18 protein-coding genes and 4 pseudogenes are annotated in these 21,215 nt (G+C 65.3%); 19 read left to right on the top strand and 3 right to left on the bottom strand.

Annotated features, from left to right (window positions below):
* Nucleotides 1–568 precede the first annotated feature (568 nt).
* Together ACXAED_RS22305 and ACXAED_RS22300 are read left to right on the top strand one after the other, a co-directional pair.
* Nucleotides 569–1,315, top strand: a complete 747-nt coding sequence (locus ACXAED_RS22305) for a helix-turn-helix transcriptional regulator (protein WP_475053728.1) — start codon at nucleotides 569–571, stop codon at nucleotides 1,313–1,315.
* 212 nt (nucleotides 1,316–1,527) lie between these two features.
* Nucleotides 1,528–2,463: pseudogene (locus ACXAED_RS22300) on the top strand (IS110 family RNA-guided transposase).
* A gap of 342 nt (nucleotides 2,464–2,805) precedes the next feature.
* Here the strand turns inward: ACXAED_RS22300 and ACXAED_RS22295 are convergent.
* Nucleotides 2,806–2,967, bottom strand: a pseudogene (locus ACXAED_RS22295) (integrase core domain-containing protein); the annotation flags it as partial.
* Between the two features lie 27 nt (nucleotides 2,968–2,994).
* Between ACXAED_RS22295 and ACXAED_RS22290 the strand changes: the two are divergent.
* The 8 genes and pseudogenes from ACXAED_RS22290 to lhpI all read left to right on the top strand — a co-directional run.
* Nucleotides 2,995–3,180 (top strand): annotated as a pseudogene (locus tag ACXAED_RS22290) (integrase core domain-containing protein); the annotation flags it as partial.
* 131 nt (nucleotides 3,181–3,311) lie between these two features.
* A pseudogene (locus tag ACXAED_RS22285) lies at nucleotides 3,312–4,036 on the top strand (IS5 family transposase).
* Between the two features lie 274 nt (nucleotides 4,037–4,310).
* Nucleotides 4,311–5,300, top strand: a complete 990-nt coding sequence (locus ACXAED_RS22280) for a TRAP transporter substrate-binding protein (RefSeq protein WP_475053726.1) — start codon at nucleotides 4,311–4,313, stop codon at nucleotides 5,298–5,300.
* Entirely contained in the window at nucleotides 5,297–5,671 is a 375-nt protein-coding gene (locus ACXAED_RS22275) for a cupin domain-containing protein (protein WP_475053724.1), read from the top strand. The genes ACXAED_RS22280 and ACXAED_RS22275 overlap by 4 nt, the downstream gene beginning before the upstream one ends.
* Entirely contained in the window at nucleotides 5,668–6,141 is a 474-nt protein-coding gene (locus ACXAED_RS22270) for a TRAP transporter small permease (protein WP_475053723.1), read from the top strand. Before ACXAED_RS22275 ends, ACXAED_RS22270 begins: the two co-directional genes overlap by 4 nt.
* Entirely contained in the window at nucleotides 6,138–7,421 is a 1,284-nt protein-coding gene (locus ACXAED_RS22265; protein WP_475053721.1) for a TRAP transporter large permease, read from the top strand. Before ACXAED_RS22270 ends, ACXAED_RS22265 begins: the two co-directional genes overlap by 4 nt.
* A gap of 33 nt (nucleotides 7,422–7,454) precedes the next feature.
* Nucleotides 7,455–8,699: a Zn-dependent hydrolase gene (locus tag ACXAED_RS22260; RefSeq protein ID WP_475053719.1), complete on the top strand. Its 1,245-nt coding sequence runs from the start codon at nucleotides 7,455–7,457 to the stop codon at nucleotides 8,697–8,699.
* Nucleotides 8,696–9,637, top strand: coding sequence for a bifunctional Delta(1)-pyrroline-2-carboxylate/Delta(1)-piperideine-2-carboxylate reductase (lhpI, locus tag ACXAED_RS22255; RefSeq protein WP_475053717.1), 942 nt, complete (start codon nucleotides 8,696–8,698; stop codon nucleotides 9,635–9,637). The genes ACXAED_RS22260 and lhpI overlap by 4 nt, the downstream gene beginning before the upstream one ends.
* A gap of 52 nt (nucleotides 9,638–9,689) precedes the next feature.
* Here the strand turns inward: lhpI and ACXAED_RS22250 are convergent, their stop codons facing one another.
* On the bottom strand, nucleotides 9,690–10,622 hold the full coding sequence (locus ACXAED_RS22250) for a LysR family transcriptional regulator (protein ID WP_475053716.1): 933 nt from the start codon (nucleotides 10,620–10,622) through the stop codon (nucleotides 9,690–9,692).
* A gap of 183 nt (nucleotides 10,623–10,805) precedes the next feature.
* On the opposite strand from ACXAED_RS22250, the gene ACXAED_RS22245 reads away from it, so the two are divergent.
* The 9 genes from ACXAED_RS22245 (at nucleotide 10,806) to ACXAED_RS22205 (ending at nucleotide 18,991) form a co-directional block, all read left to right on the top strand.
* Nucleotides 10,806–11,150: a RidA family protein gene (locus ACXAED_RS22245; RefSeq protein WP_475053714.1), complete on the top strand. Its 345-nt coding sequence runs from the start codon at nucleotides 10,806–10,808 to the stop codon at nucleotides 11,148–11,150.
* Between the two features lie 121 nt (nucleotides 11,151–11,271).
* Nucleotides 11,272–11,901, top strand: coding sequence for an RraA family protein (locus ACXAED_RS22240; protein WP_475053711.1), 630 nt, complete (start codon nucleotides 11,272–11,274; stop codon nucleotides 11,899–11,901).
* Nucleotides 11,902–11,990: 89 nt separating this feature from the next.
* The gene (locus ACXAED_RS22235; protein WP_475053710.1) at nucleotides 11,991–13,538 is read left to right on the top strand and encodes an ABC transporter substrate-binding protein; all 1,548 of its coding nucleotides are present in this window, start codon (nucleotides 11,991–11,993) and stop codon (nucleotides 13,536–13,538) included.
* Between the two features lie 101 nt (nucleotides 13,539–13,639).
* Nucleotides 13,640–14,560 (top strand): ABC transporter permease, encoded by a 921-nt coding sequence (locus ACXAED_RS22230; RefSeq protein ID WP_475053707.1) that lies wholly within the window; start codon nucleotides 13,640–13,642, stop codon nucleotides 14,558–14,560.
* 1 nt (nucleotide 14,561) lies between these two features.
* Nucleotides 14,562–15,449 carry an ABC transporter permease gene (locus tag ACXAED_RS22225; protein WP_475053706.1) on the top strand — a complete coding sequence of 296 codons (888 nt, stop codon included), beginning with the start codon at nucleotides 14,562–14,564 and terminating at the stop codon, nucleotides 15,447–15,449.
* Nucleotides 15,446–16,429: an ABC transporter ATP-binding protein gene (locus ACXAED_RS22220; protein WP_475053705.1), complete on the top strand. Its 984-nt coding sequence runs from the start codon at nucleotides 15,446–15,448 to the stop codon at nucleotides 16,427–16,429. Before ACXAED_RS22225 ends, ACXAED_RS22220 begins: the two co-directional genes overlap by 4 nt.
* Nucleotides 16,426–17,373: an oligopeptide/dipeptide ABC transporter ATP-binding protein gene (locus ACXAED_RS22215; RefSeq protein ID WP_475053704.1), complete on the top strand. Its 948-nt coding sequence runs from the start codon at nucleotides 16,426–16,428 to the stop codon at nucleotides 17,371–17,373. The genes ACXAED_RS22220 and ACXAED_RS22215 overlap by 4 nt, the downstream gene beginning before the upstream one ends.
* Before the next feature lie 407 nt (nucleotides 17,374–17,780).
* Nucleotides 17,781–18,422 (top strand): IS110 family RNA-guided transposase, encoded by a 642-nt coding sequence (locus tag ACXAED_RS22210; protein WP_475053701.1) that lies wholly within the window; start codon nucleotides 17,781–17,783, stop codon nucleotides 18,420–18,422.
* Nucleotides 18,422–18,991: a transposase gene (locus ACXAED_RS22205; protein ID WP_475053699.1), complete on the top strand. Its 570-nt coding sequence runs from the start codon at nucleotides 18,422–18,424 to the stop codon at nucleotides 18,989–18,991. The genes ACXAED_RS22210 and ACXAED_RS22205 overlap by 1 nt, the downstream gene beginning before the upstream one ends.
* Here the strand turns inward: ACXAED_RS22205 and ACXAED_RS22200 are convergent.
* Nucleotides 18,961–21,207 carry a methyl-accepting chemotaxis protein gene (locus ACXAED_RS22200; protein WP_475053697.1) on the bottom strand — a complete coding sequence of 749 codons (2,247 nt, stop codon included), beginning with the start codon at nucleotides 21,205–21,207 and terminating at the stop codon, nucleotides 18,961–18,963. The genes ACXAED_RS22205 and ACXAED_RS22200 overlap by 31 nt on opposite strands.
* Nucleotides 21,208–21,215: the final 8 nt, after the last annotated feature.

Here is a 21,215-nt window from a genome sequence, read left to right as displayed (position 1 = left end):
TTTCAGGGTCTTCGAATTGTGCATATTTGGGTCCTTTCAGTTTAAGTGGATACACAAGGGGCCTCCCGCAGCTGTAAGCCGCGGGAGGCCACTCTGTGCGGAGTGGGTTTCGGGTCGTTGTTGATAGACGCTATGTGGAGCGACTGGGCGCCGCGCTTCCGGGCATTGGACGAACACAGGGTATGTGTTCAGCCGCTGAAATGTGCTTGGTCTGCGCCGATGCTGAGGTTGGAATGTTCATATGAGAGTGAAATCTGAGTAGTAGGGAGCAAGTATTGGTTGTTGGAGCCTACTGCCTAGACAATTAATAATATTCGCGAAACCTGCCAATTCGACCCCGGTCATAATGGCAATGCGAAACGTGAAATTTGCATGAAATCAGTTGCTTACAATGCAGGCACTCGCTGTTTCTGACTAGGCCAGATCAGCAGCTATGCTTCCCGCTAGACGTGAGTTACCTAACGGCACATCTTTCTTGGATATCCGGGTGCCTGCCATGTCATCGTTGCTTCAATTTCCCCGCCACCGTGAAATCTCCTCAGGAGAAGTCCCAAGGAAATCAGAACGAGTGGAACGCGCTGTCCGAAGTGGCTGCGATATTCCCAGCGCAGTGGCTGAACTGCTGGATAGCGTCGAAGCCGCAACTTCGCTCGAAGTGCTTCGGAACGGCATTTCACAGCAAATAAGTCAGCACTTTGATGCGGACCATATTGTTCATGTTAGTGTGCTTCGCTCTAGTAGCGAATATACATTGGGAACCTATCCCTCCGAGTGGATCAAACGGTATCTTGATCAAGGATACTTCAGTGTCGATCCTGTTTTCCGAAGCTGCCGCAACTGTTTCCACCCGATTGACTGGAGGCGCTTGGATTGGTCTCATCTATCCGTGCGGAAGTTCCTGGCTGACGCGCAGGCGCACGGCCTCGGAAACCAAGGAATTTCTATCCCCATGCGCGGCCCTCACGGTCAGTTTGGTGTGTTCTCGGTCAACAGATCCTGCAGCGATGAAACCTGGCACGAGTTCACCAGCCAGCGGACCAGGGATCTGATACTGACTGCGCATGCCTTCAACGAAAGGGTCCTGCAGTTGCAGCCCGACCTGGCGCTCCAAACCTTGCCGCATCTCGGCAGACGAGAGATCGATGTTCTTGCTTTACTTGCCAGGGGGTGCGGCCGTGCGGAAGCGGCGGCTAAGCTGGGAATTTCGGAAAGCACGCTGCGGACTTACGTTGAAACAGCGCGAGGCAAGCTCTCAGCAGCGAATACCACTCAAGCTGTGGCAATTGCCGCCAGCAGGGGATTGATTGTTGTTTAGGCAAGGGTTGGCAAGTGCATTCTGAAGATAAGATTTCTGTCCCCGTGGCAGATCATGCGAGTTGGCGAGGAGGTGGAACCTGGTCGTGAAGTCACCTCTTGAACACCCGAAACCCTGTCGCGAAGTCCCCCTTGACCTAATGCGATGAACTGCCTTCCCGCCGAGACCGCGGCTATTGTCATGGAGATCAGCGGAGAAAGAGGAGGATTCCGATGGAGATCGCAGTTCTGGGCATTGATCTGGGCAAGACGACTTCCAGTGTTGCGGGTCTCGATGGTGGCGGCGAGGTCGTTCTGCGCAAGCGTGTTCAACGTCATCGGCTGCTGGCCTTTCTGTCCGGGCTTTCGCCGTGCATCGTGGCGATGGAGGCGTGCGGCGGGGCTCACCACGTTGGTCATTTCTGCGTCGAGCACGGCCACGAGCCGCGCCTGATGTAGCCGCTCTTTGTCCGCCCCTACGTGAAGGTCCAAAAGACCGGCGACCGAGATGCCGAGGCGATTGCCGAAGCAGCGACGCGTTCGACCATGTCCTTTGTGACATTGAAGACGCCCGAGCAACTCGACCTTCAGGCGTTGCACCGGGCACGGTAACGCCTCGTCCAAAACTGGAACCGGTTGGTGATCCAGGCCCGTGGCTTCCTGATGGAGCGGGGCATCCACATCGGCACCGGCCGGCATTTTTTTCAGCGTGAGTTGACACGGCTGCTTGAGAGTGACGAAAAGCCCCTGATGTCCGCCATGGTCCGCATCCTGTCCGGCATGGCGGCCGAACTGACCGAAATGAATGAGCGTGTTGCCGCGCTCGTTGCGGCAATCGGCGATGGCATCATTTTCACGCGCGCGCGGGACCTGTCAGCCTGGCTCAGGCTCGTATCGAGGCAGATCACGACTGGCGGCAAAGCGCGTCTCATCGGCATCTCCAAGCACGGTTACAGCTATCTGCGAAAGCTGTTTATCCATAGCGCCCGGACCATCCTGCACCTTGTCCGTGACAGCTCGACCCCTTTGGCAAGGTGGATCGATGCGCTGAAGGAGAGAGCGCATGCCAACGTTGTCGGCGTTGCCATGGCGAACAAGCTTGCCCGGATTTCCTGGGCCGTGCTGACAAAGGGCGAACGTTTCAGACCGGGTGCCCTCGCGACGGCATAGCCTGAAAGAGGACGACGGAATCTACGAGTGAAGACGAGATGGACCAACGACCTGATCGGCGGTGTGCAAGTCTGGCGGGGGGCATGGCCTGTGAGTGCCGATGACCTAATGAGACGCACGCCGCGCGACTTCCCATCTTAGTCAGGGGCGACAGAATGCCCCGAGAACAGACCGAATACATAGAAGCAGGGTTAAAGGTGCATCGAAAAATCGCTTGTAGGGGAAGGCAGTTCATACATGACCCCCGCGAAATCCCTCACCATGAGGTAAAGTCTGCGTAACCTTGATGTGCTACCCAACGTGCGCTCGGCCGCTGTTAGAATTTCCGCGGTTCCATCAGGTTCACGGGCTGGTGTTGTGAACTGATTTCGTCAGGTCTGCCGGGACCTTGTTCCCGATAGCCCCGTGCGGGCGTTCTTCATTGTAGTCTCTACACCAAGCCTCCAACTTTTCGGTTGCATCTTCAAGTCTCAAGAACCAGTGCGCGTTCAGATGGCGTAATCGGGGCTCAGTCCTCGGGATCGTCGGTAGCTGGCGCTCTGGCGTTACGAATACAACACGGTCCGGCCGCACTCATCGCTCGGGAACAAAACACCGGCCGAAGCGCGCCGGACGCTTGAGCAATTTGAGAGCTCCGCGCCCGGCGCGCTTGCCCAGCCCAAAACCGACGACTATCAAAACCTTTGCCGCAGCAGTGGCATTCGGTTCGCTTGCTAAAGGCAGGAAGACTGAAGATTGGCCAAATCTGGAGTCTAGGGTCAGGATGCATTGATGTTCACAGCTCTGCGTGATTCACGGCTTCGACAATGGAGCGGTGACATGAGTGACCTTTGTTGACCGACGAGCAGATGGCCAGGCTTGCCCCTTTTTTCCCGAAGTCGCACGGCAAGCCTCGGGTCGATGACAAACGGGTGCTGAGCGGGATTATCTTCATCAACCGAAATGGTTTGCGCTGGCGAGACGCCCCCGAAGCCTACGGGCCGCACAAGACGCTTTACAGCCGGTGGAAGCGTTGGAGCGAGAAAGGCATCTTCGCGCGGATGATGGCGGGGCTGGCCGCCGAACACGGCGAGAATAAGACCGTAATGATCGACGCGATTTATCTGAAAGCACACCGTACCGCGACCACCCTGGCCGCGAAAAAGGGGGGTGCGGCCGCCTGATCGGTCCAACCAAGGGCGGCATGAATACCAAACTGCACGCCATCTGCGACAGCCAAGGGCGGCCGCTCAACCTGTTCGTCACCGCCGGCCAAGTTAGCGATTGCATCGGCGCAAGAGCGCTGCTCAACAGCCTCCCGAAAGTTGACTGGCGGCTTGGGGACCGTGGCTATGACGCTGACTGGTTCCGGGACGCGTTGAAAGACAAAGGCATACGCGCGTGCATCCCCGGCAGAAAGCAACGCAAGACAGCGGTCAAATACGACAAGCGTAGATACAAGCGGTGTAACAGGATCTAGATCATGTTCGGCAGGCTCAAGGATTGGAGGCGCGTGGCGACCCGCTATGACCGCTGTCCCAAAGTCTTCCTCTCAGCCATCGCCTTCGCAGCAACCGTCATTTTCTGGTTATGAATCCTGACCGTAAGGCCCTCGGGACCGCCCGGGTACTGAGCCCGGGGCACCAATCCTGAAAGGCTTCTGCCGCAGCACCGGCAGGCTCCCTTTGCCGTGCGCGCTGCCTTGCAACCGTGCAGTGCGATTGCCCCGCCGCCCGCTCTCCCCGCGGCTGCAAGCGCCCTGCCCTGCATTCACGTATCCTCTGGCATCCATAGCCCGGCCCTATTTGCGCGGAAGTCGGCTTCGGGGTGTTCTGCCGCCAATACCCCGACCAACAGGAGCATGAACGATGAACACCAAAGCCACTTTCTTCCGCTGCGGTCTGCTGGCCCTGGGCCTCGCCGCCCTGGCCCCGGCAGCGGCGCTGGCCGAAAGCGTCAGCATCCGTCTTGGCCACGTGCTGCCGGAAAGCCATAGCTGGCACAAGGCAGCCACCGGCTTTGCCGAAGACGTGAAAGCCCGCACCGAAGGCCGTGTGCAGATCGACGTCTACCCCTCCGGCCAGCTTGGAAGCGAGAAGGAAGTGATCGAAGGGCTCCAGTTCGGCTCGGTGCAGGCGGGGCTGATCGGCTCCGGCTCCTTCCAGTCGATCGAGCCGCGCGTCGGCATCATCGAGATGCCCTATGCCTGGAGCTCCCGCGAGCAGGCCTTTGCCGCGCTGGACGGGGAACTGGGCGCGGCGCTGGCCGGCATGCTGGAGGACAAGGGGCTGAAGGTGATCGGCTGGTGGGAGAACGGCTTCCGCAACATCACCAACAACACCCGCCCGATCGAGACGCCCGCCGATCTGGAAGGGCTGAAGATCCGCGTGACCCCGGACAAGGTGCGCCTGGCGACCTTCGAAGGGCTTGGCGCGGAACCGGCGCCGCTGTCCTTTGGCGAATTGTACTCCGCCCTGCAGCAAGGGCTGTTCGACGCGCAGGAAAACCCGCTTGCGATCATCCACTCTGCCTCCTTCTTCGAGGTGCAGAAATACGTCTCCCTCTCCGAGCACATCTGGGGCGCGGCAACCCTGACGCTGTCGAACCAGGTCTGGAACAAGCTGTCTGAAGGGGATCAGGCCATCGTGGCCGAGGCCGCGGCGGAATGGGGCGGCAAGCAGCGCGCCATGGTGGCGGAGGCCAACGACGCGCTGATCGCGCAGCTCAAGGCCGAGGGCATGGAGTTCAACACCGTCGACAAGGCCGCCTTTGCCGAGGCCGTGGCGCCGATCTGGGAACGCCAGAAGGACGTCTATGGCGCCGAACTGCTCTCCATCCTGGACCAGTACCGGAAATGAGCCTCGCGCCGGAAATCAAGGAAGTTGCATCGGTCGATCCGGTGCAGCTTTTCGACTTCAGCCAGAAGGTGCTGTTCTCCCCCGCCGCGCGCGGGGAGGGCTTCATCAAGCTCAGCGTGACCACGGGCAAAAAAGGCGCCCGCTCGGTCGCCCACAGCCACCCGCGTGACGAGGTGACGCTGACCCTCAAGGGCGAGGCGGTGCTGCGCGCGGGCGGGAAGGAATACCGGATGACCGAAGGCACCGCGGTGCGCCTGCCGCCCGGGCTCGACCACGAGGTCGAGGTGCTATCGGAGGAATGGGTGGTGGTGGCAGCCTATTGCGACGAATGCATGCTGTGCCGCGGCCCGGAAGGACTGATGCAACCATGAATATCTCTTCGACGACTGAAGCCGCCGCGACCGGGCTGGACCGGGCGGCGCGCTGGACCGGCGCGGCGATGGTCGCGGGCTTTGCCGCGATGGTGGTCTATGTGGTGATCTCGCGCTACCTGTTTTCCTCCACCCCCCGCTGGGCCGAGGAGCTGCCGCGGCTTCTGCTGGTCTGGCTAACCTTCACCGGCGCGGTGTCCTGCTTCATCCGCGGCAGCCATTTCCGCGCGGGCCTTCTGGACCTGATGCCGGTGCCCGCGCCTTTGCGCCGCGCATTTACGCTGCTCGCAGGACTGGCAAGCGCCACTTTCCTAGTTGTGCTGGCGGTGAACGGCGTCCGGCTGACCGGCATCACCTGGAGTCACCAGACCACGGCACTGTCGCTGCCGGTTGGGCTGTTCTACCTGGCGCTGCCGGTCTGCGGCGGCGCGGCGCTTCTGGGGATGCTGCTGAAAGGGGGCCGCGCATGAGCCTGGCCCTTGTCCTGCTCCTTGTGGCCTTCGTGGTGCTGGTGCTGATCGACGCGCCGATCGCGGTGGCACTTGGCTTGTCGTCGATGTTCTACCTGCTGATTGCCGATACCGCGCCGATGCTGGTGGTGGCGCAGCGGGCAGTGGCGGGGATCAACAGCTTCACGCTGCTGGCAATCCCGCTATTCCTGCTCGCGGGGCTGCTGATGGTGCATGGCGGGCTGGCGCCCAGGATCATCGCGCTGTGCTCGGCGCTGATCGGGCGGCGCACCGGCGGGCTTGCGATGGTGATGATCATCGCCTGCATGATGTTCGGCTCGCTCTCCGGCTCCGGCGTCGCCGACGTGGTGGCGATCGGCACCATGATGCTGCCCGCGATGCGCGACCAGGGCTATGCCCCGGGCTTCAGCGCCGCGGCGCTTGGCTGCGCCGGCTCCCTTGGCACCGTGATCCCGCCCTCGATCGTGCTGATCGTCTATGGCACGGCCACCAACAGCTCGATCGGCCAACTCTTCGTCGCCGCCATCGTGCCCGGCGTGCTTTTGGGCGTTGGCCTGATGCTGGTGGCCTGGCTGATCTCCCGCAGGAACGGCTGGCAGGGCGGGCGCGACTTTTCCTGGCCCGAGCTGGGCCGGGCCGCGCGCGGCTCGATCCTGGCGATGATCGCGCCCCTGGTGATCGTCGGCGGCATCCGGCTCGGCATCTTCACCCCGACCGAGGCCGCGGGCATCGGCGTGGCCTACGCGCTGTTCATCGGCGTCTTCGTCTACCGCGTGATCACCCTCACGCTGCTCATGCGGCTGTTGCGCGAAACCACCGAGATGACCGGCGCCATTCTGCTGGTGATTGCCGCGGCCTCGGTCTTCGGCTGGATCCTGGCCGCCGAGCAGGTGCCGCAGATGGCGGTTGCGGGCATCACCCAGGCCACCGAAAGCGCCACTGTCGCGCTCTTGATGATGATGGCGATCCTGCTGGTGCTTGGCACCTTCATGGAAAGCATCGCGATCATCCTGATCCTGGCGCCGGTGTTCCTGCCGATCCTGGGCCACTACGGCATCGACCCAGTGTATTTCGGCATCCTGCTGACCATCAACCTCGCGATCGGCGCCAATACACCGCCGCTTGGCATCGACCTGATGGCCGCCTGCCGTGTCGGGGAAATCCCGCTCAGCGACTCCTTCCGCTATCTGGTGCCTTTCCTGGGCGTGATGGCGGGAGTGCTGCTGCTGCTGGTTCTGTTCCCCTCACTCATCACACAGCTGCCCGGGGTCCTGTTCTGACCCCGCGGCCTCCTCAACAAGAAAGCTGATCCCATGCCCATTCCTGAAGACACACGCGCCGACCTCGGCCGGTTCTGGTCCACCATCGAAGCCTCCGCCGAGATCGGCAAGGGCCGCCCCGGCGGGCTCTCCCGCCTGACCCTCAGCGACGAGGACCGCGCCATGCGCGACCTGTTCTGCCGCTGGTGCGAGGAGGCCGGGCTGAGCGTCGAGGTCGATGCGGCCGGCAATATCTTCGGCCGCCGCGACGGTACCGACAACAGCCTGCCGCCGATCCTGATCGGCAGCCACCTCGACACCCAGATCAACGGCGGCCGCTTCGACGGCATCGCGGGCGTGCTCGCGGGGCTTGAGGTGGTGCGCCGCCTCAACGATCTCGGCCACACCACCCGCCGCCCCATCGTCATCGTCGACTGGACCAACGAGGAAGGCGCCCGCTTCTCGCCGCCGATGGTGGCCTCGGGCTGTTTCACCGGCCACTACGACATCGGCTGGGTGCATGACCTGATCGGCGACGACGGCACCCGCTTCGGCGACGAGCTGGAGCGCATCGGCTACAAGGGCGACCGCCCCTGCAAGGCGGGCGAGATCGACGCCTATTTCGAGCTGCACATCGAGCAGGGTCCGATCCTGGATGCCGAGAAGCGGGAGGTCGGCATCGTCACCGGCGGCTACCCGGTGCGCGGCATCCGCGCCTCCTTCAAGGGCCAGACCTCGCACACCGGCCCGACCCCGATGGACCTGCGCAAGAACGCGCTGGCGGCGGGCGCGCGCTGGCTCACTGCGGTGGATGACATCGGCTGGGAGTTCGCGGTGCATGACGGCAAGGCCACCGCCGCCCGGCTCACCGCCTGGCCCAACAAGCCCGGCATCCTGTCGGACACCGCCGAGGCGGTCTGCGACGTGCGCCACCCCGACCCGGTGACCACCCGCGCCATGGCCGAGAAGATGCGGCGCGCCCTGTTCGAGGCGGCCGCGCGCTGCGGCTGCGAGGCGGTGATCGAGGACGAATGGGAATGGGGCGGCGCCATTTTCGACGACGAGATGATCGAGGGCCTGCGCGCGGAGGCCGTCCGCATGGGCTGCAACTGGCGCGATATCCAGAGCCAGGCGGGCCATGACGCCTATTTCCTCGCCACCCATTGCCCGACGGCGATGATCTTCACGCCTTGCAAGAACGGCATCACCCACAACAACGAGGAACACTGCGAGCCGGAGGATTTCGCCGCCGGGCTGAACATCCTTCTGCACGCAGTCGTGAAGCGGGCGGACCGGTGAGCAGGCTGATTTCGCACGAGGGCGTGGAGTCGGCGCTGGACTGGGCGCCGCTGATCACCGAGCTGCGCCGTTGGTACCGTGCCGACAGCGTGGAGGCGCCGGAGCGGCAGGTGCTGAGCATCCCCCAGCCGGACGGCAGCGCGGCGACGCTGCTGGTAATGCCTGCTTGGGTGCCAGGGGAGGCCATCGGGCTGAAGGCGGTGACCTTCTTTCCGCAGAACGCGGCGAAGGGCCTGCCGACGATCAACGCGGGCTACCTGCTGTTTGACGGCGCCACCGGGCAGATGCGCGCAGCGCTCGACGGCGACGCGCTGACCGCGCGCCGCACCGCCGCGGCCTCGGCGCTGGCGGCGGATTGCCTGGCCCGGCGCGATGCCCGAAACCTGGTGATCGCAGGCACCGGCCAGCTTGCGCTGGCCGTCGCGCAGGCACATTGCGCCGTGCGCGACTACGCCAGCGTCCAGGTCTGGGGCCGCAGCCCGGAGAAAGCCGCGGCCATTGCCGAAGCGCTTGCCGCGCTCGGCTTGCCCGCCACGGCAACCGAAGATCTCGAAACCGCCTGCCGCAGCGCCGATGTGGTCAGCACCGTCACCGCCGCGACCCGGCCCTTCATCCGCGGCGCCTGGCTGCGCGGAGGCAGCCACCTGGACCTGATCGGCGCCTTCAAGGACGACATGCGCGAAAGCGACGATCAGGCCATCGCGCAGGCCGAGGTCTTCGTGGACCTGCGCAGCGGCGCCTCGCTTGCGGGCGATCTGGCGCAGCTGCTGGAGGCCGGGATCATCACGCCGGCGCACATCCTTGCCGACCTGTCCGAGCTCTGCCGGGGAGACCACCCCGGCCGCAGCAGCGATCAGGCCCGCACGGTGTTCAAATCCGCAGGCATGGCGCTGCAGGACCTCGCGGCCGCAAGCCTCGCGGCCGACGCGACCGGCTGATCGTACCCTCAGGCGCGGGTCTTCGCAGGCCCCCGCCCTTCCGCCGACCGGCTCAGGCCATGTCGGGGTAAAGCGCCAGCAGCTCCTTCGCGGTCTGCACGAATTTTTGCTCGGGCGGGGACAGCGTCTCCAGCGGGGCATGCACCAGGTAGACGTCCGCGCCGATCTGCTCGTCGGTGATCTTCAACGGCCAGAGATCGCCGCGCCGGATATCGTCCTGCGCCGTCATCAGGGGCAGGATGCCGATGCCCAGACCCGCCACGATCATCCGCCGCACCTCCTCCATGTTGGTGCTGAGCCCGTTGATGCGGCTGCCGATCCGCGTGCCCTCGCGCAGGACCGACATCGGCTCCAGCCCCATGCCCTCGGTCGCGCAGGCAAAGGAGATGAAGGGCTCGCGCTGGAGATCGCGCAGCGCCACCTCCTCGCGGCCGAACAGGGGATGCTCCGCCCCGCAGAACACCCGGAATTCCTCGCGGAACAAGAGCACGCAAGGCAGGTTCACCAGCGGCCGTGCCAGCAGGCAGAAGCCCAGCGTCGCCTTGCCCTGCTGGATCGCGCGCACGATGGACTGGCTGTTCTGCACCTCGCTCTGGAAGGCGACCGAGGGGTAGCGCTGGTGATAGAGACGGAACAGCTCGTCCAGCATCGGCGACACCAGGTTGCTGATGATCTGGTAGCGCACCTGGCCGCGCTCTTCATCCTCGGCGTTTTCCACCAGCAGCGCGATGCGCTCGGCGCTGTGGAAGATGTCGCGGCATTCCTGGAAGATCTTGTCGCCGCGCAGGGTCAGCTCGAAATGGCGGCTGCCGCGGAACACCAGCTGGCAGCCGAGCTGCGCCTCCAGCTTCTGCAGCGCGTTGCTGACCGAGGGCTGGCTCAGCCCCAGCCGCCGCGCCGCCTTGGTGATGCTGCGCTCGCGGGCGATCATGTAGAACACCCTGAGCAGGTTCCAGTTCAACTCGGACTGCAAGGGCATTTCCATCGCGTCTCTTCCACCGGCCGTTCCAGTTGCCGCCACCCTACCCGGCTTTGCCCCGATCCGTACATCGGCGCAAGCTATGGCTGGCATCGCGCCGGGCTATGGCCCGGCACCGGCCGCGGCCTGTGCGCCCGCGCGAGGCGCGGTTACTGCTTGTGGCGCAGAACCCACGCAAAGGAAAGCACCATGAGCATCACCCGCCTTCACCCCGGCCCGCGCATGAGCCAGGCCGTCATTCATGGCGAAACCGTCTACCTCGCAGGACAGGTCGGCACCCCCGGCGCCGATGCGGCCGCACAGACCCGCGACTGCCTCACCGCGATCGACCGGCTGCTGGAGGACGCGGGCAGCAATAAGTCCAAGCTGCTGCAGGTCACCATCTGGCTTGCCGACATGGCCGACTTCGACGCGATGAACGCGGTCTACGACGCCTGGATCGACCCCGCGAACCCGGCCGCGCGGGCCTGCGGCGAAGCCCGGCTGGCAACCCCGGACTACAAGGTGGAGTTCATCGTCACCGCCGCGCTCTGATCCTCCCGTCAGGGCCGCGCGGCGGCAGGGCGGGGGTAATGGCTGGCATAACCCCCGCCTATTTGACCCTGGCCGCGCGCCGCCGCCATCATCACGGACAAGCAAAAGCGCAGGACCGGGCATGACCTCAGCACTTCCCCACACGGACATCGAAACCGCCACCCTCGGCCATTTCCTCGATACCGGCTTCATGGCGCCGTCGGTGCAGGCGCTGCAGCCCGGGCCGCGCATCCTCGGCCCGGCGCTGACGGTGCGGCTGCATGGCGATGACGGTGCCGCGCTGGTCGATGCCCTGTCCCAGGCGGAGCGCGGCCAGGTGATCGTGATCGACCGCTGCGGCGACCTGCGCCACGCCTGCTGGGGCGCGGTCACCACCCGCGCCGCCCTGGCCCGCGGCGTGGCAGGCGCGGTGATCGACGGCTTCATCACCGACCGCAGCGCCATCACCGCGGCGGGCTTCCCGGTCTGGTGCCGCGGCCGCTCGCCCGTCACCACCAAGCCGCGCGGCATCGGCGGCGACGTCAACATTCCCGTCACCTGCGGTGGCGTGCCGGTGCGGCCCGGAGACCTGGTGCTGGCCGACGAAAGCGGCGTTGCGGTGCTCGACCCGGCGGCGGCCGAGGCGCATCTTGACCGCGCCCGGCAGATGCAGGCCGACGAGACCGCGATGCTCGCACGGCTGGACGCGGGCGAGACCCTGGCCGAGATCACCCGCCCCGCCCCGGCACGAAGGCGCTCCGCGCGGGGCTGAGCCGCCACCGCCAAACCACTGAATACCCAGCGCGAGAACCGGGCAAACCGGCACGCATACGACCCCCACTGCAACCAACAGAGAGACCCATGAAACCTGAATTTTCCTCCCGCCCCGTCGGCGGCGGGCTGTCCCTGCTCGCCTCCGCCTCCGCCGCCGTGCTCACCCTCGCCTGCGCCGCCCCGGCGCTTGCGGGCAAGGCGGACGACACGCTGAACGTCGCCTTTGCAGCCGAGCCGGAGCCGCTCGACACCTACAAGATCGCGGGCCGCCAGGGGCTGATCCTCGCCCGCCACATCTACGACGGGCTGCTCTACAAGGACCTCGACACCGGCGAGATCGTCCCGGCGCTGGCCGAAAGCTGGGAGTTCACCGATCCGATGACGATGGAGTTCACCCTGCGCAAGGGGGTGACGTTCCACAATGGCGCGGCGTTCAGTGCCGATGACGTGGTCGCCACGCTCAGCCGGGTGATCGAACCGGACTACGGCACCCGCTACTCGATCTCGGTGGACTGGATCGGCAGCGTCGAGAAGCTGGACGACCACAAGGTGCGCATCAAAATGGCCAAGCCCTTTGCCGGCGCGGTGGAGATGCTGGCCGATGCGCTGCCGATCTACCCGGCCGCGCAGTTCACCGCCGAAGGCTCCGCCGGGATGGCGGCGGAACCCGTGGGCACCGGCCCCTACCGCCTGGTCGCGCAGGATCCCGGCATTCGCTACGAGCTGGAGCGCTTCGAGGACCACTATGCAGGCAGCCCCAAGAGCGGCGCCGGCATCGGGCGTATCGTGGTGCGCACGATCCCCGAGATGAACACGCAATACGCCGAGCTGATGTCGGGCGGGCTGGACTGGATCTGGCGCATCCCGCCGGACCAGGCGGCGCGGCTCGAGGGCCGGGTGCAGGTGCTGAGCGCGCCGATCATGCGCATCGGCTATGTCGGCTTTGCCTCCGAGGCGCTGGAGGGCGAAAGCCCGATTGCCGACAAGCGCGTGCGCCAGGCGCTGATCCATGCCACCAATCGCGGCGCCATCGTGGAGGCCTTTGCCGGCGGCGCCTCGGAAGTGCTGAACACCCCTTGCAACCCGGCCCAGTTCGGCTGTGCGCAGGATGTCGCGCGCTATGACTACGACCCGGAAAAAGCGAAATCGCTGCTGGCCGAGGCCGGTTATGCCGAGGGCTTCGATCTGGAGATGGTCTTTGCCGCGATGCCGCGCCCGACGGCGGAGGCCGTGGCGGCCGATCTCGCCAAGGTCGGCGTCACGCTGGAGCTGAACGAGCAGCAGTATGTCGCGGGCATCGGCAAGTGGCGCGCCAAGGAACTGCCCGCCTTCTTCTCCAACTGGGGCAGCTACGGCATCGGCGACAGCGCCTTCATCCTGTCGAACTTCTTTGGCGGCGGTGCCGACGATCTGGTGCAGGACACCGAGGTCGCAGGCTGGCTGAGCGAGGCCGACACCGCGTCGGACCGCATGGTGCGCGAGGAGAACTACACCCGCGCAGTGCAGAAGATCGCCGAGGAGGCCTATTGGATGCCGATGTACAACTTCAACGTCAACTACGGGCTGTCGCCGGATCTGGACTTTACGCCGCATCCGGATGAATTCGCCCGCTGGTGGATGGCGGGCTGGAAGTAAGCGCCGCGCGCGCCTTTCCGGCACTGCGGCGGACGTCCCCCGGGGCGGCCCGCCGCAGACCCGGACTAATCCGGCCAAACCCGACCAATCGGACAAAGATCATGTTATCCTTCATCTGCAAGCGGCTCCTGGTGGCGCTCGCCGTCTGTCTCACCGTGTCGGCGCTCAGCTTCGGGCTGATGTTCCTTTCCGGCGATCCCGCCATCGCCATCGCAGGCGCCGGCGGGCGGGCTGAGGATGCCGAGGCGATCCGACAGGCCTATGGCTTCGACCGGCCGGTGCTGATCCAGTTCCTGGACTGGGCCGGCAACGCGATCAGCGGCGACCTGGGCCAAAGTATCTATTTCAACACGCCGGTCACCGGCATCATCGCGGGCCGCGCCGGGGTGACGCTGACGCTTGGCTTCATCTCCTTCGCGGTGGCGCTGGCCATCGCACTGCCGCTCGGCGTGGCGGCGGCGCTGCGGCCCAACGGCTGGATCGACCGGCTGGCGCTGGTGATCGCGGTCTCCGGCCAGGCGATCCCCAGCTTCTGGCTCGGGCTGATGGCGATCGTGGTCTTTGGGGTGTGGTACGGGCTGGTGCCGATCTCCGGCGCGGACAGCTGGCGCGGCTATATCCTGCCGGTGGTGGTGCTGAGCTACTACGCGATCCCCGAGCTGATGCGCATCACCCGCTCCGGCATGATCGACGTGCTGGCCAGCGACTACATCCGCGCCGCCCGCGCCAAGGGGCTGCCGATGCAGGTGGTGATCCCGCGCCACGCGCTGCGCAACGCGGTGCTGCCGCTGGTGTCACTGTCTGCGGTGCAGCTCGGGCAGCTCCTGTCCGGCTCCATCGTGATCGAAAGCGTCTTTGCGCTGAACGGGCTGGGCCGGCTTGCCTGGGAGTCGCTTCTGCGCAGCGACCTGCCCGTGGTGCAGGCGATCATCCTGATCCTGGCGCTGCTTTACGTGCTGCTGACCACCCTGGCCGACATCCTGAACGCCTATCTCGACCCGCGCCTGAGAGGAGCCTCCTGACATGGCCGATCTGAATACCGCCGCGCTGGACACGGAGCCGCCGCGCCCGTCTGTCTGGCGCAGGATGCGCCGCAACAGCGGTGCCGCGACCGGCGGCACGCTGCTGCTGCTGATTGCCGCCATTGCCCTTCTGGCGCCGCTGCTCGCCCCGCATGACCCGGTGGCGCAGGACCTGAGCCGCCGCCTGCTGCCGCCTTTCTGGCACGACCGCGCGGTGCCGGAGCATCTTTTGGGCACCGATCACCTGGGCCGCGATTACCTCTCCCGGCTGATCTACGGCGCGCGGGTGTCACTGGGTGTCGCGCTGGGGGTCATCCTGGTCACTGGTGCAATCGGCATCACACTGGGGCTGCTTGCGGGCTACTTCGGCGGCTGGATCGACATGGTGATCAGCTTTGCCATCACCACCCGCCTGTCACTGCCGATCGTGCTGGTGGCGCTGGCCGCGGTGGCGCTTGGCGGCGCCTCTTTCACCACGCTGATTACCGTACTGGGGCTATTGCTGTGGGACCGCTTCGCCGTGGTGACACGGGCCGCAGCGCAAAGCCTCCGGCACCAGGAGTTCATCCAGGGCTTGCACGCCATCGGCGCCAGCCGCGCCCGCATCCTGTTCCTCGAGGTCCTGCCCAACATGCGCGCGACCATCCTCGTCGTGGTCTCGCTGGAGGCCGCCAACGTGATCCTGCTGGAAGCGGCGCTCTCCTTCCTGGGGCTCGGGGTGCGGCCGCCGACGCCCTCATGGGGGCTGATGATCTCGGAGGGGCGCGACAACATCCTCTTCGATCCCTGGCTGATCGCCCTGCCCGGTGCTGCGCTGTGCCTACTGGTGCTGGCGGTGAACCTCTTTGGCGACGGCATGCGCGACATCATGGGGCCTGAACGCAAATGAGCGACCTGATACTGGATATCCGTAACCTGAAAGTAACCCTGCCAACCGAGGCCGGCGACCTGACCGTGGTGCGCGGCGCCGATCTGCAGATCCCTCGGGGCGAAACGCTCTGCGTGGTGGGAGAGTCGGGCTGCGGCAAATCGCTGACCGCGACCGCGATCTTGGGGCTGCTGCCGCGCTATGCCAAGGTGAGCGCGGACCGCTTCGCGCTCGCAGGCCGGGACATCACACACCGCCCGCAAAAGCACCTTGCCCGGATGCGGGGCCGCGCGGTGGCGATGATCTTCCAGGACCCCGCCAGCGCACTCAACCCCACGCTGACCATCGGCCGCCAACTGACCGAGGGCGTGATGCGCAGCGAGGCGCTGTCCCGCGCCGAGGCCGAGGGCCGCGCGATCACCCTCCTGGACCGAGTCGGGCTCTCCAACCCCGAAGCGCGGCTGCGGCAGTATCCGCACGGTTTCTCCGGCGGTCAGCGTCAGCGCATCATGATCGCCATGGCGCTGATGGGGCAACCGCAGCTGTTGATCGCGGACGAGCCGACGACGGCGCTGGACGTCACCATCCAGGCACAGATCCTCGCGCTGCTGAAGGAGCTGCAGGCCGACCTCGGCCTGTCCATGCTGCTGATCACCCATGACCTTGGCGTGGTGGCAGCGGCGGCCAGCAGCGTGGCGGTTATGTATGCCGGCCGCATCGTCGAGCGCGCGCCCGCGGCCGCGCTGTTCCGCGCGCCGCAGCACCCCTACACCCAAGGCCTTCTGGCCGCGATTCCGGTGCCGGGCGTCACCCCGCGCGGCAGCCCGCTGCCCGCGATTCCGGGCCGGGTGCCGGGGCTGATCGGCGGCATCGAAGGCTGCGCCTTCCGCAGCCGCTGCAGCCGTGCCGAAGCCGCCTGCGCCACGGGCCCGGTGCCGTGCCACGCCCCTGTCCCCGGCCGCTTTGCCGAGTGCGTCAATCCTGTGGAGGTGATCCAATGACCGCCGCTCCGATGATCCGCCTTGATGGCATCCGCAAGGCCTACCGGCTACGGCGCGGGCTGTTTTCCCCGCCCGAAGAGCTGGTGGCCGTCAACGGCCTCAGCCTCGATGTTGCCGAAGGCGAGACGCTGGGACTGGTCGGCGAATCCGGCTGCGGCAAGAGCACCGCGGTCAGCATCCTGCTGGGCTTGCGCGCGCCCGATGCCGGCACGGTGGAGATCGCGGGACGCCCGATCACCAGTCTACCCGCAGCGGAACGTGTGCGCCTGATCCAGCCGGTGTTCCAGAACCCTAACGCCTCGCTCAACCCGGTCAAACGCATCCGCCAGCTCATCGCTCAGCCGTTGACCCTGCACGGCGGCAGCGGATGCGCGACGGAGGCCGCGCGGATGATGGAGCTGGTGGGCCTGCCGTCGCGGCTGGCCGAGGCCTACCCGAGCGAGCTGTCCGGCGGCCAGCGCCAGCGCGCGGCCATCGCGCGGGCGCTGATCCTGAAGCCGCGCGTTCTGATCTGCGACGAGCCGACCTCGGCGCTGGATGTCTCGGTGCAGGCGCAGATCATCAACCTGCTGCTGGAGCTGAAGCGCGAGCTGGGGCTCACCATGGTCTTCGTCAGCCACAACCTCGCGGTGGTGGAGCACCTCGCCGACCGGGTGGCGGTGATGTACCTGGGCGAGAAGGTGGAGGAGGCCGCGACCGGCCGTCTGTTCTCCGCGCCGCAGCATCCCTACACCAAGGCTCTGCTAGCCGCGACGCTGATGCCAGATCCGGCCGCGGGCCTGCCCGAACAGCTTCTCGGCACCGCGTCGGCCGATCCCTTCGCCCGCACGCCAGGCTGCCTCTTTGCGCCGCGCTGCCCGGCGGCGGAGGATAGTTGCCGCACCGTCCCGCAAACGCTGCGCGCCGATGGCGGCGGCTCCCTGGTGCGCTGCGCCCGGGCCTGAGGCGCCCTCTCCCCCGCCTCCCGACTCCATGCCGCAGCCGCCACGCCGCCCGCCTGCCTTTCTGTGCGGCGGGCGGCGGAGGGCGAAGCCGTTTGGCCGCGCCCCCTGTCTCTGATCTTCAAGGCGACACTCAGGAAGAAGAAAGCCAGCAACAAAAATCGAATGCCGCGCGCGGTCAGGACAGAACGTAGAACGGCCGCTTTGAAGGCTCCAGCGGGTCCCTTTGTGCCCAGGTCCTGAGCGATAAGTGCGCTTTCCAGAATAGTCTTCAGAACCGTTCTCGCCAAAACTTCCGAGGCAAGGAGCCTGACTGCTTATGACAGCCTCTGGATGAACTAATGGGATGAACTGCCTTCCTACCAACTCGCTGCTACCGTCTCGGGTATAGGTGGAGAGAGGAGCATCTGATGGACATCAAGGTTCTGGGCATTGATTGGGGCAAGACCGTTTGCAGTCTTGCCGGGCTGGATGAAGCGGGAGCGGTCGTGTTCCGCAAACGCCTCCAGCGGCATCGGCTGCTGGACTTTCTTGACACGCTTCCGCCCTGCGTCGTTGCGTTGGAAGCTTGCGGCGGGGCGCATCACATCGGGCGCTTCTGCCTTCATAAGGGGCATGAACCTCGGTTGATGCCGCCTCTGTATGTCCCGCCTTATGTGAATGTTCACAAGAACGATGACCGTGATGCGGAGGCCATTGCCGAAGCCGCGACGCGTCCGACGATGTCATTCGTTGCAATCAAATCCGAAGAGCAGCTTGATCTTCAAGCCCTGCACCGTGATCGGGAGCGCTTGGTGTCAGACAGGACGCGTTTGATCAACCAAGGCCGCGGTTTCCTTGTGGAGCGCGGTATCCGGGTAGGAACAGGGCGCCATGTCTTCCAAAAGGAACTGGCTAGATTGGCCGCAGAGGGCGCTGCCGATCTTTCACCCCGAATGCTCCTGCTCGTGACTGACATGGCGTCCGAACTGGACGTAATCAATGATCGGGTCGCAGCATCGATGCCGAAATCAAGGCGCTGGCCAGGACGGATGCTGATATGCAGAGGCTGATGGAGATCCCCGGCATCGGTCCCACGATCGCGACGGCACTTGTGGCAGCCGTCGGCACGGGTAGCAGCTTTGGTAAGCGGTGTGATCTCGCCGCATGGTTCGGCATGGTGCCGCGGCAGATCACAACAGGCGGCAACTTCGGTCTCAAGGTCGGTATCGTCGGCAGAGGGAAGTTCGGAGGCCGCGTCCTGGAACTTGTCGCGGAACTGCCGGAACTGGAGAAGGTGATCTGCGTCTTGCTCGCGGCAAGGCGCCAACTCAGTGAGGGCTTCGCCAAACTGCACCGCGAGGTTGTGAAAATCGCGATGGGAGACACCGTTTGCATGCGCCTGATGACATTCCCAGGAGTTGGGGCGGTGAGTTCGCTTGCCTTCGTCAGCATCATTGATATCCCGGCTCGCTTTCGAAGGTCGCGAGCGGTTGGCCCGGTCTTGGGGCTGACACCGGTTCTAAATCAGTCCGGGGAAAGGCGCCAGCAGCTTCCCTTGGCACTATGCACCTGGAACAAAGGCGCACCGGCTGCTGGCGCTCGTGCTGATCAGGCGCTCAGCCGTTGCGGGGCCGCGTGACGAGCAGCTGCCGGATTGGCGCCGCCGAGGTCGAAGCTGCCGACAATTCCGGTCAGGCTGTGCAATTCATTCTGCAGCAGCTGGCTGGCGGCGGCGGCTTCTTCCGCCATGGCCGCATTCTGCTGGGTCATGCTGTCGAGCTGATGCATGGCGCCATCAATCTTCTCCAGCCCGCGGGACTGGGCGCGCACGCCGTCAGCAATATCCGTGACCAGGCCAGACACCGCCGACACCTGCTCGATGATGCTGGTCAAAGCGTCGCCGGCGCGGCCGACCATCGACACTCCGTTGGCCACGTGCTCTTCGCTGGCGCTGGTCAGCCCCTTGATCTGCCCCGCCGCGTTGGAAGCGCGCTGTGCCAGCGCCCGAACTTCGGAGGCGACCACCGCAAACCCGGCGCCTGCCGGTCCCGCCCTTGCAGCTTCGACACCCGCGTTCAGCGCCAGCAGGTTGGTCTGGAAAGCAATGTCGTCGATCATGTTGATGATCTTGGAAATTTCCGAAGACGCTTCCTGGATCTGATCCATTGCTTCCACGGCTGACGTCACAACCTCAGTGCTTTGCTCCGCTTCGCTGCGGGCGCCGCGCATGGTTTCGTCCATTTTGCCCGCCCGCTCCGCGGTGGAGCGAATGCCCTCCGTCAGATCGCGGATGGCGCCTGCGGTTTCCTCCAGGGTGGCTGCCTGGCTTTCGGTGCGATGCGCCATTTCCGTGGCGGCGCCGCGCTGCTCTTCGGAGAAACGCCCGACGTTCTCAGCGGCGCCAACAACCTGAGCCATCGAACTGCGGAGTTTGTCGAGGCTGCGGTTGAAGTTCTCCCGCAGCGCTTCGTACTGGCCCGCAAACGGGGCCTGGATGTCGCAGGCCAGGTTGCCGCGCTGCAGTTCGGACAGCGCTGCGCTCATGCTGTCGACCACCGCCGCGGTATGCCGCGCAGCCTCTACTTCACGTGCTGCGGCTTCATCCGCGTCTTTCAGCTTGCCGCGGAAGCTGTCGAGGCTTCGCGCCAGGTCGCCCAGCTCGTCTCCGCGGTCGCGGCCGTCGATTGCGGTATCGTAATTGCTATCCGCCAGCGCATTAGTGGCTTCGCGCAGGACATGGATCGGCCGGGTGACGCTGCGCGCCGCAAGCCAGGACACGCCGATGGCCGCCAGCAGCGCCGCGCCGATCAGGCCGGCTGCCGTCAGGCGGATCCGTTCGACCACGGCGAACGCGGTATGCTCATCGGTTTCCAGCACCAGCGACCAGTCAAACCCCGGCAAGCCCAGCGGCATCACCAGCGCAATTGCGCGCTCACCCAGCGAGGAGACCACTGCCTCGAATTGGCCAGCTTCCCGGGCCTTCGCGGCCTGGATCTGCGGTGTGTCGGGCATTGACTGCAGGACCGGAAACAGCCCTTCGACCGAAGACGGGCTGCGGGCGAGGCCATCGCTGCTGACGACAAAGATATTCTGGTGGGTGCCACCCGACAGGTTGCTGGTCAGGGCGTTGACAACGCCCGCCGTGCCCAGCTGCACAGCGATCACCCCGACCACCTCCTTGCGTTTGGAAAACACCGGGGCGGCCATGAAGGCAGCGACGCCGTCTGCGCTGTGGCTGTAGGCGGCAAAATCTGCGGCTTCCACGGTGCCGGCCTCTGCCTGCAGTGCGGCCTGAAACACCTGGGCCAGCCCGCTGCTGCCGCCGGGCTGAATGTCCGTCAGGAAGTCACCCTGCTTCTTTACCGAATAGACCACCTGCCCCTTGGCGCTGATCAGGTAGAGATCCTGATAGCCGTTGAGGCGCAGGCTTCGCAGGAAGGTCGGGTGATAGGTGACATGCGATTGGTTGTAATAGCTTCCGTCGCCCGCGTCTGTCAGCTCCTCCCGCTGGTCCGCGGGGTGCGGGTTTGCCTCCGCATAGGTCTGTTTCAGATAGGCGATAGGGTCGTCTTCCTCGACCATGCCGATCACCCGCTCGAAATTGCCGATCGCCCGGAAAACCGCAGGCTGGCCCGCCAGGCTCGACACATCGGAGCGTGCGGCCTTGATCAAAAACTCCAGTGCCTGGGCCCCGGACTTGGCCTCAATCTCCTGCGCGGCAAAGGCGTTTTCCCGGATGCTGCGCTCCGCCATTGAATAGACAAGCAGAGACACAGTGACGAGGAACGCGCCCGTCAGCGCCACCATGATCATCGGCAGTTTTAGTTTCAGCGGCAGTTTCGTGGTCCGGGGCATTGGCGAAA

It is taken from the genome of Leisingera sp. ABM4_103 (genome assembly GCF_056158685.1).
The sequence above is the reverse complement of the archived record's forward strand: the minus strand, read 5'-3'. Positions and strand labels throughout refer to the sequence as shown.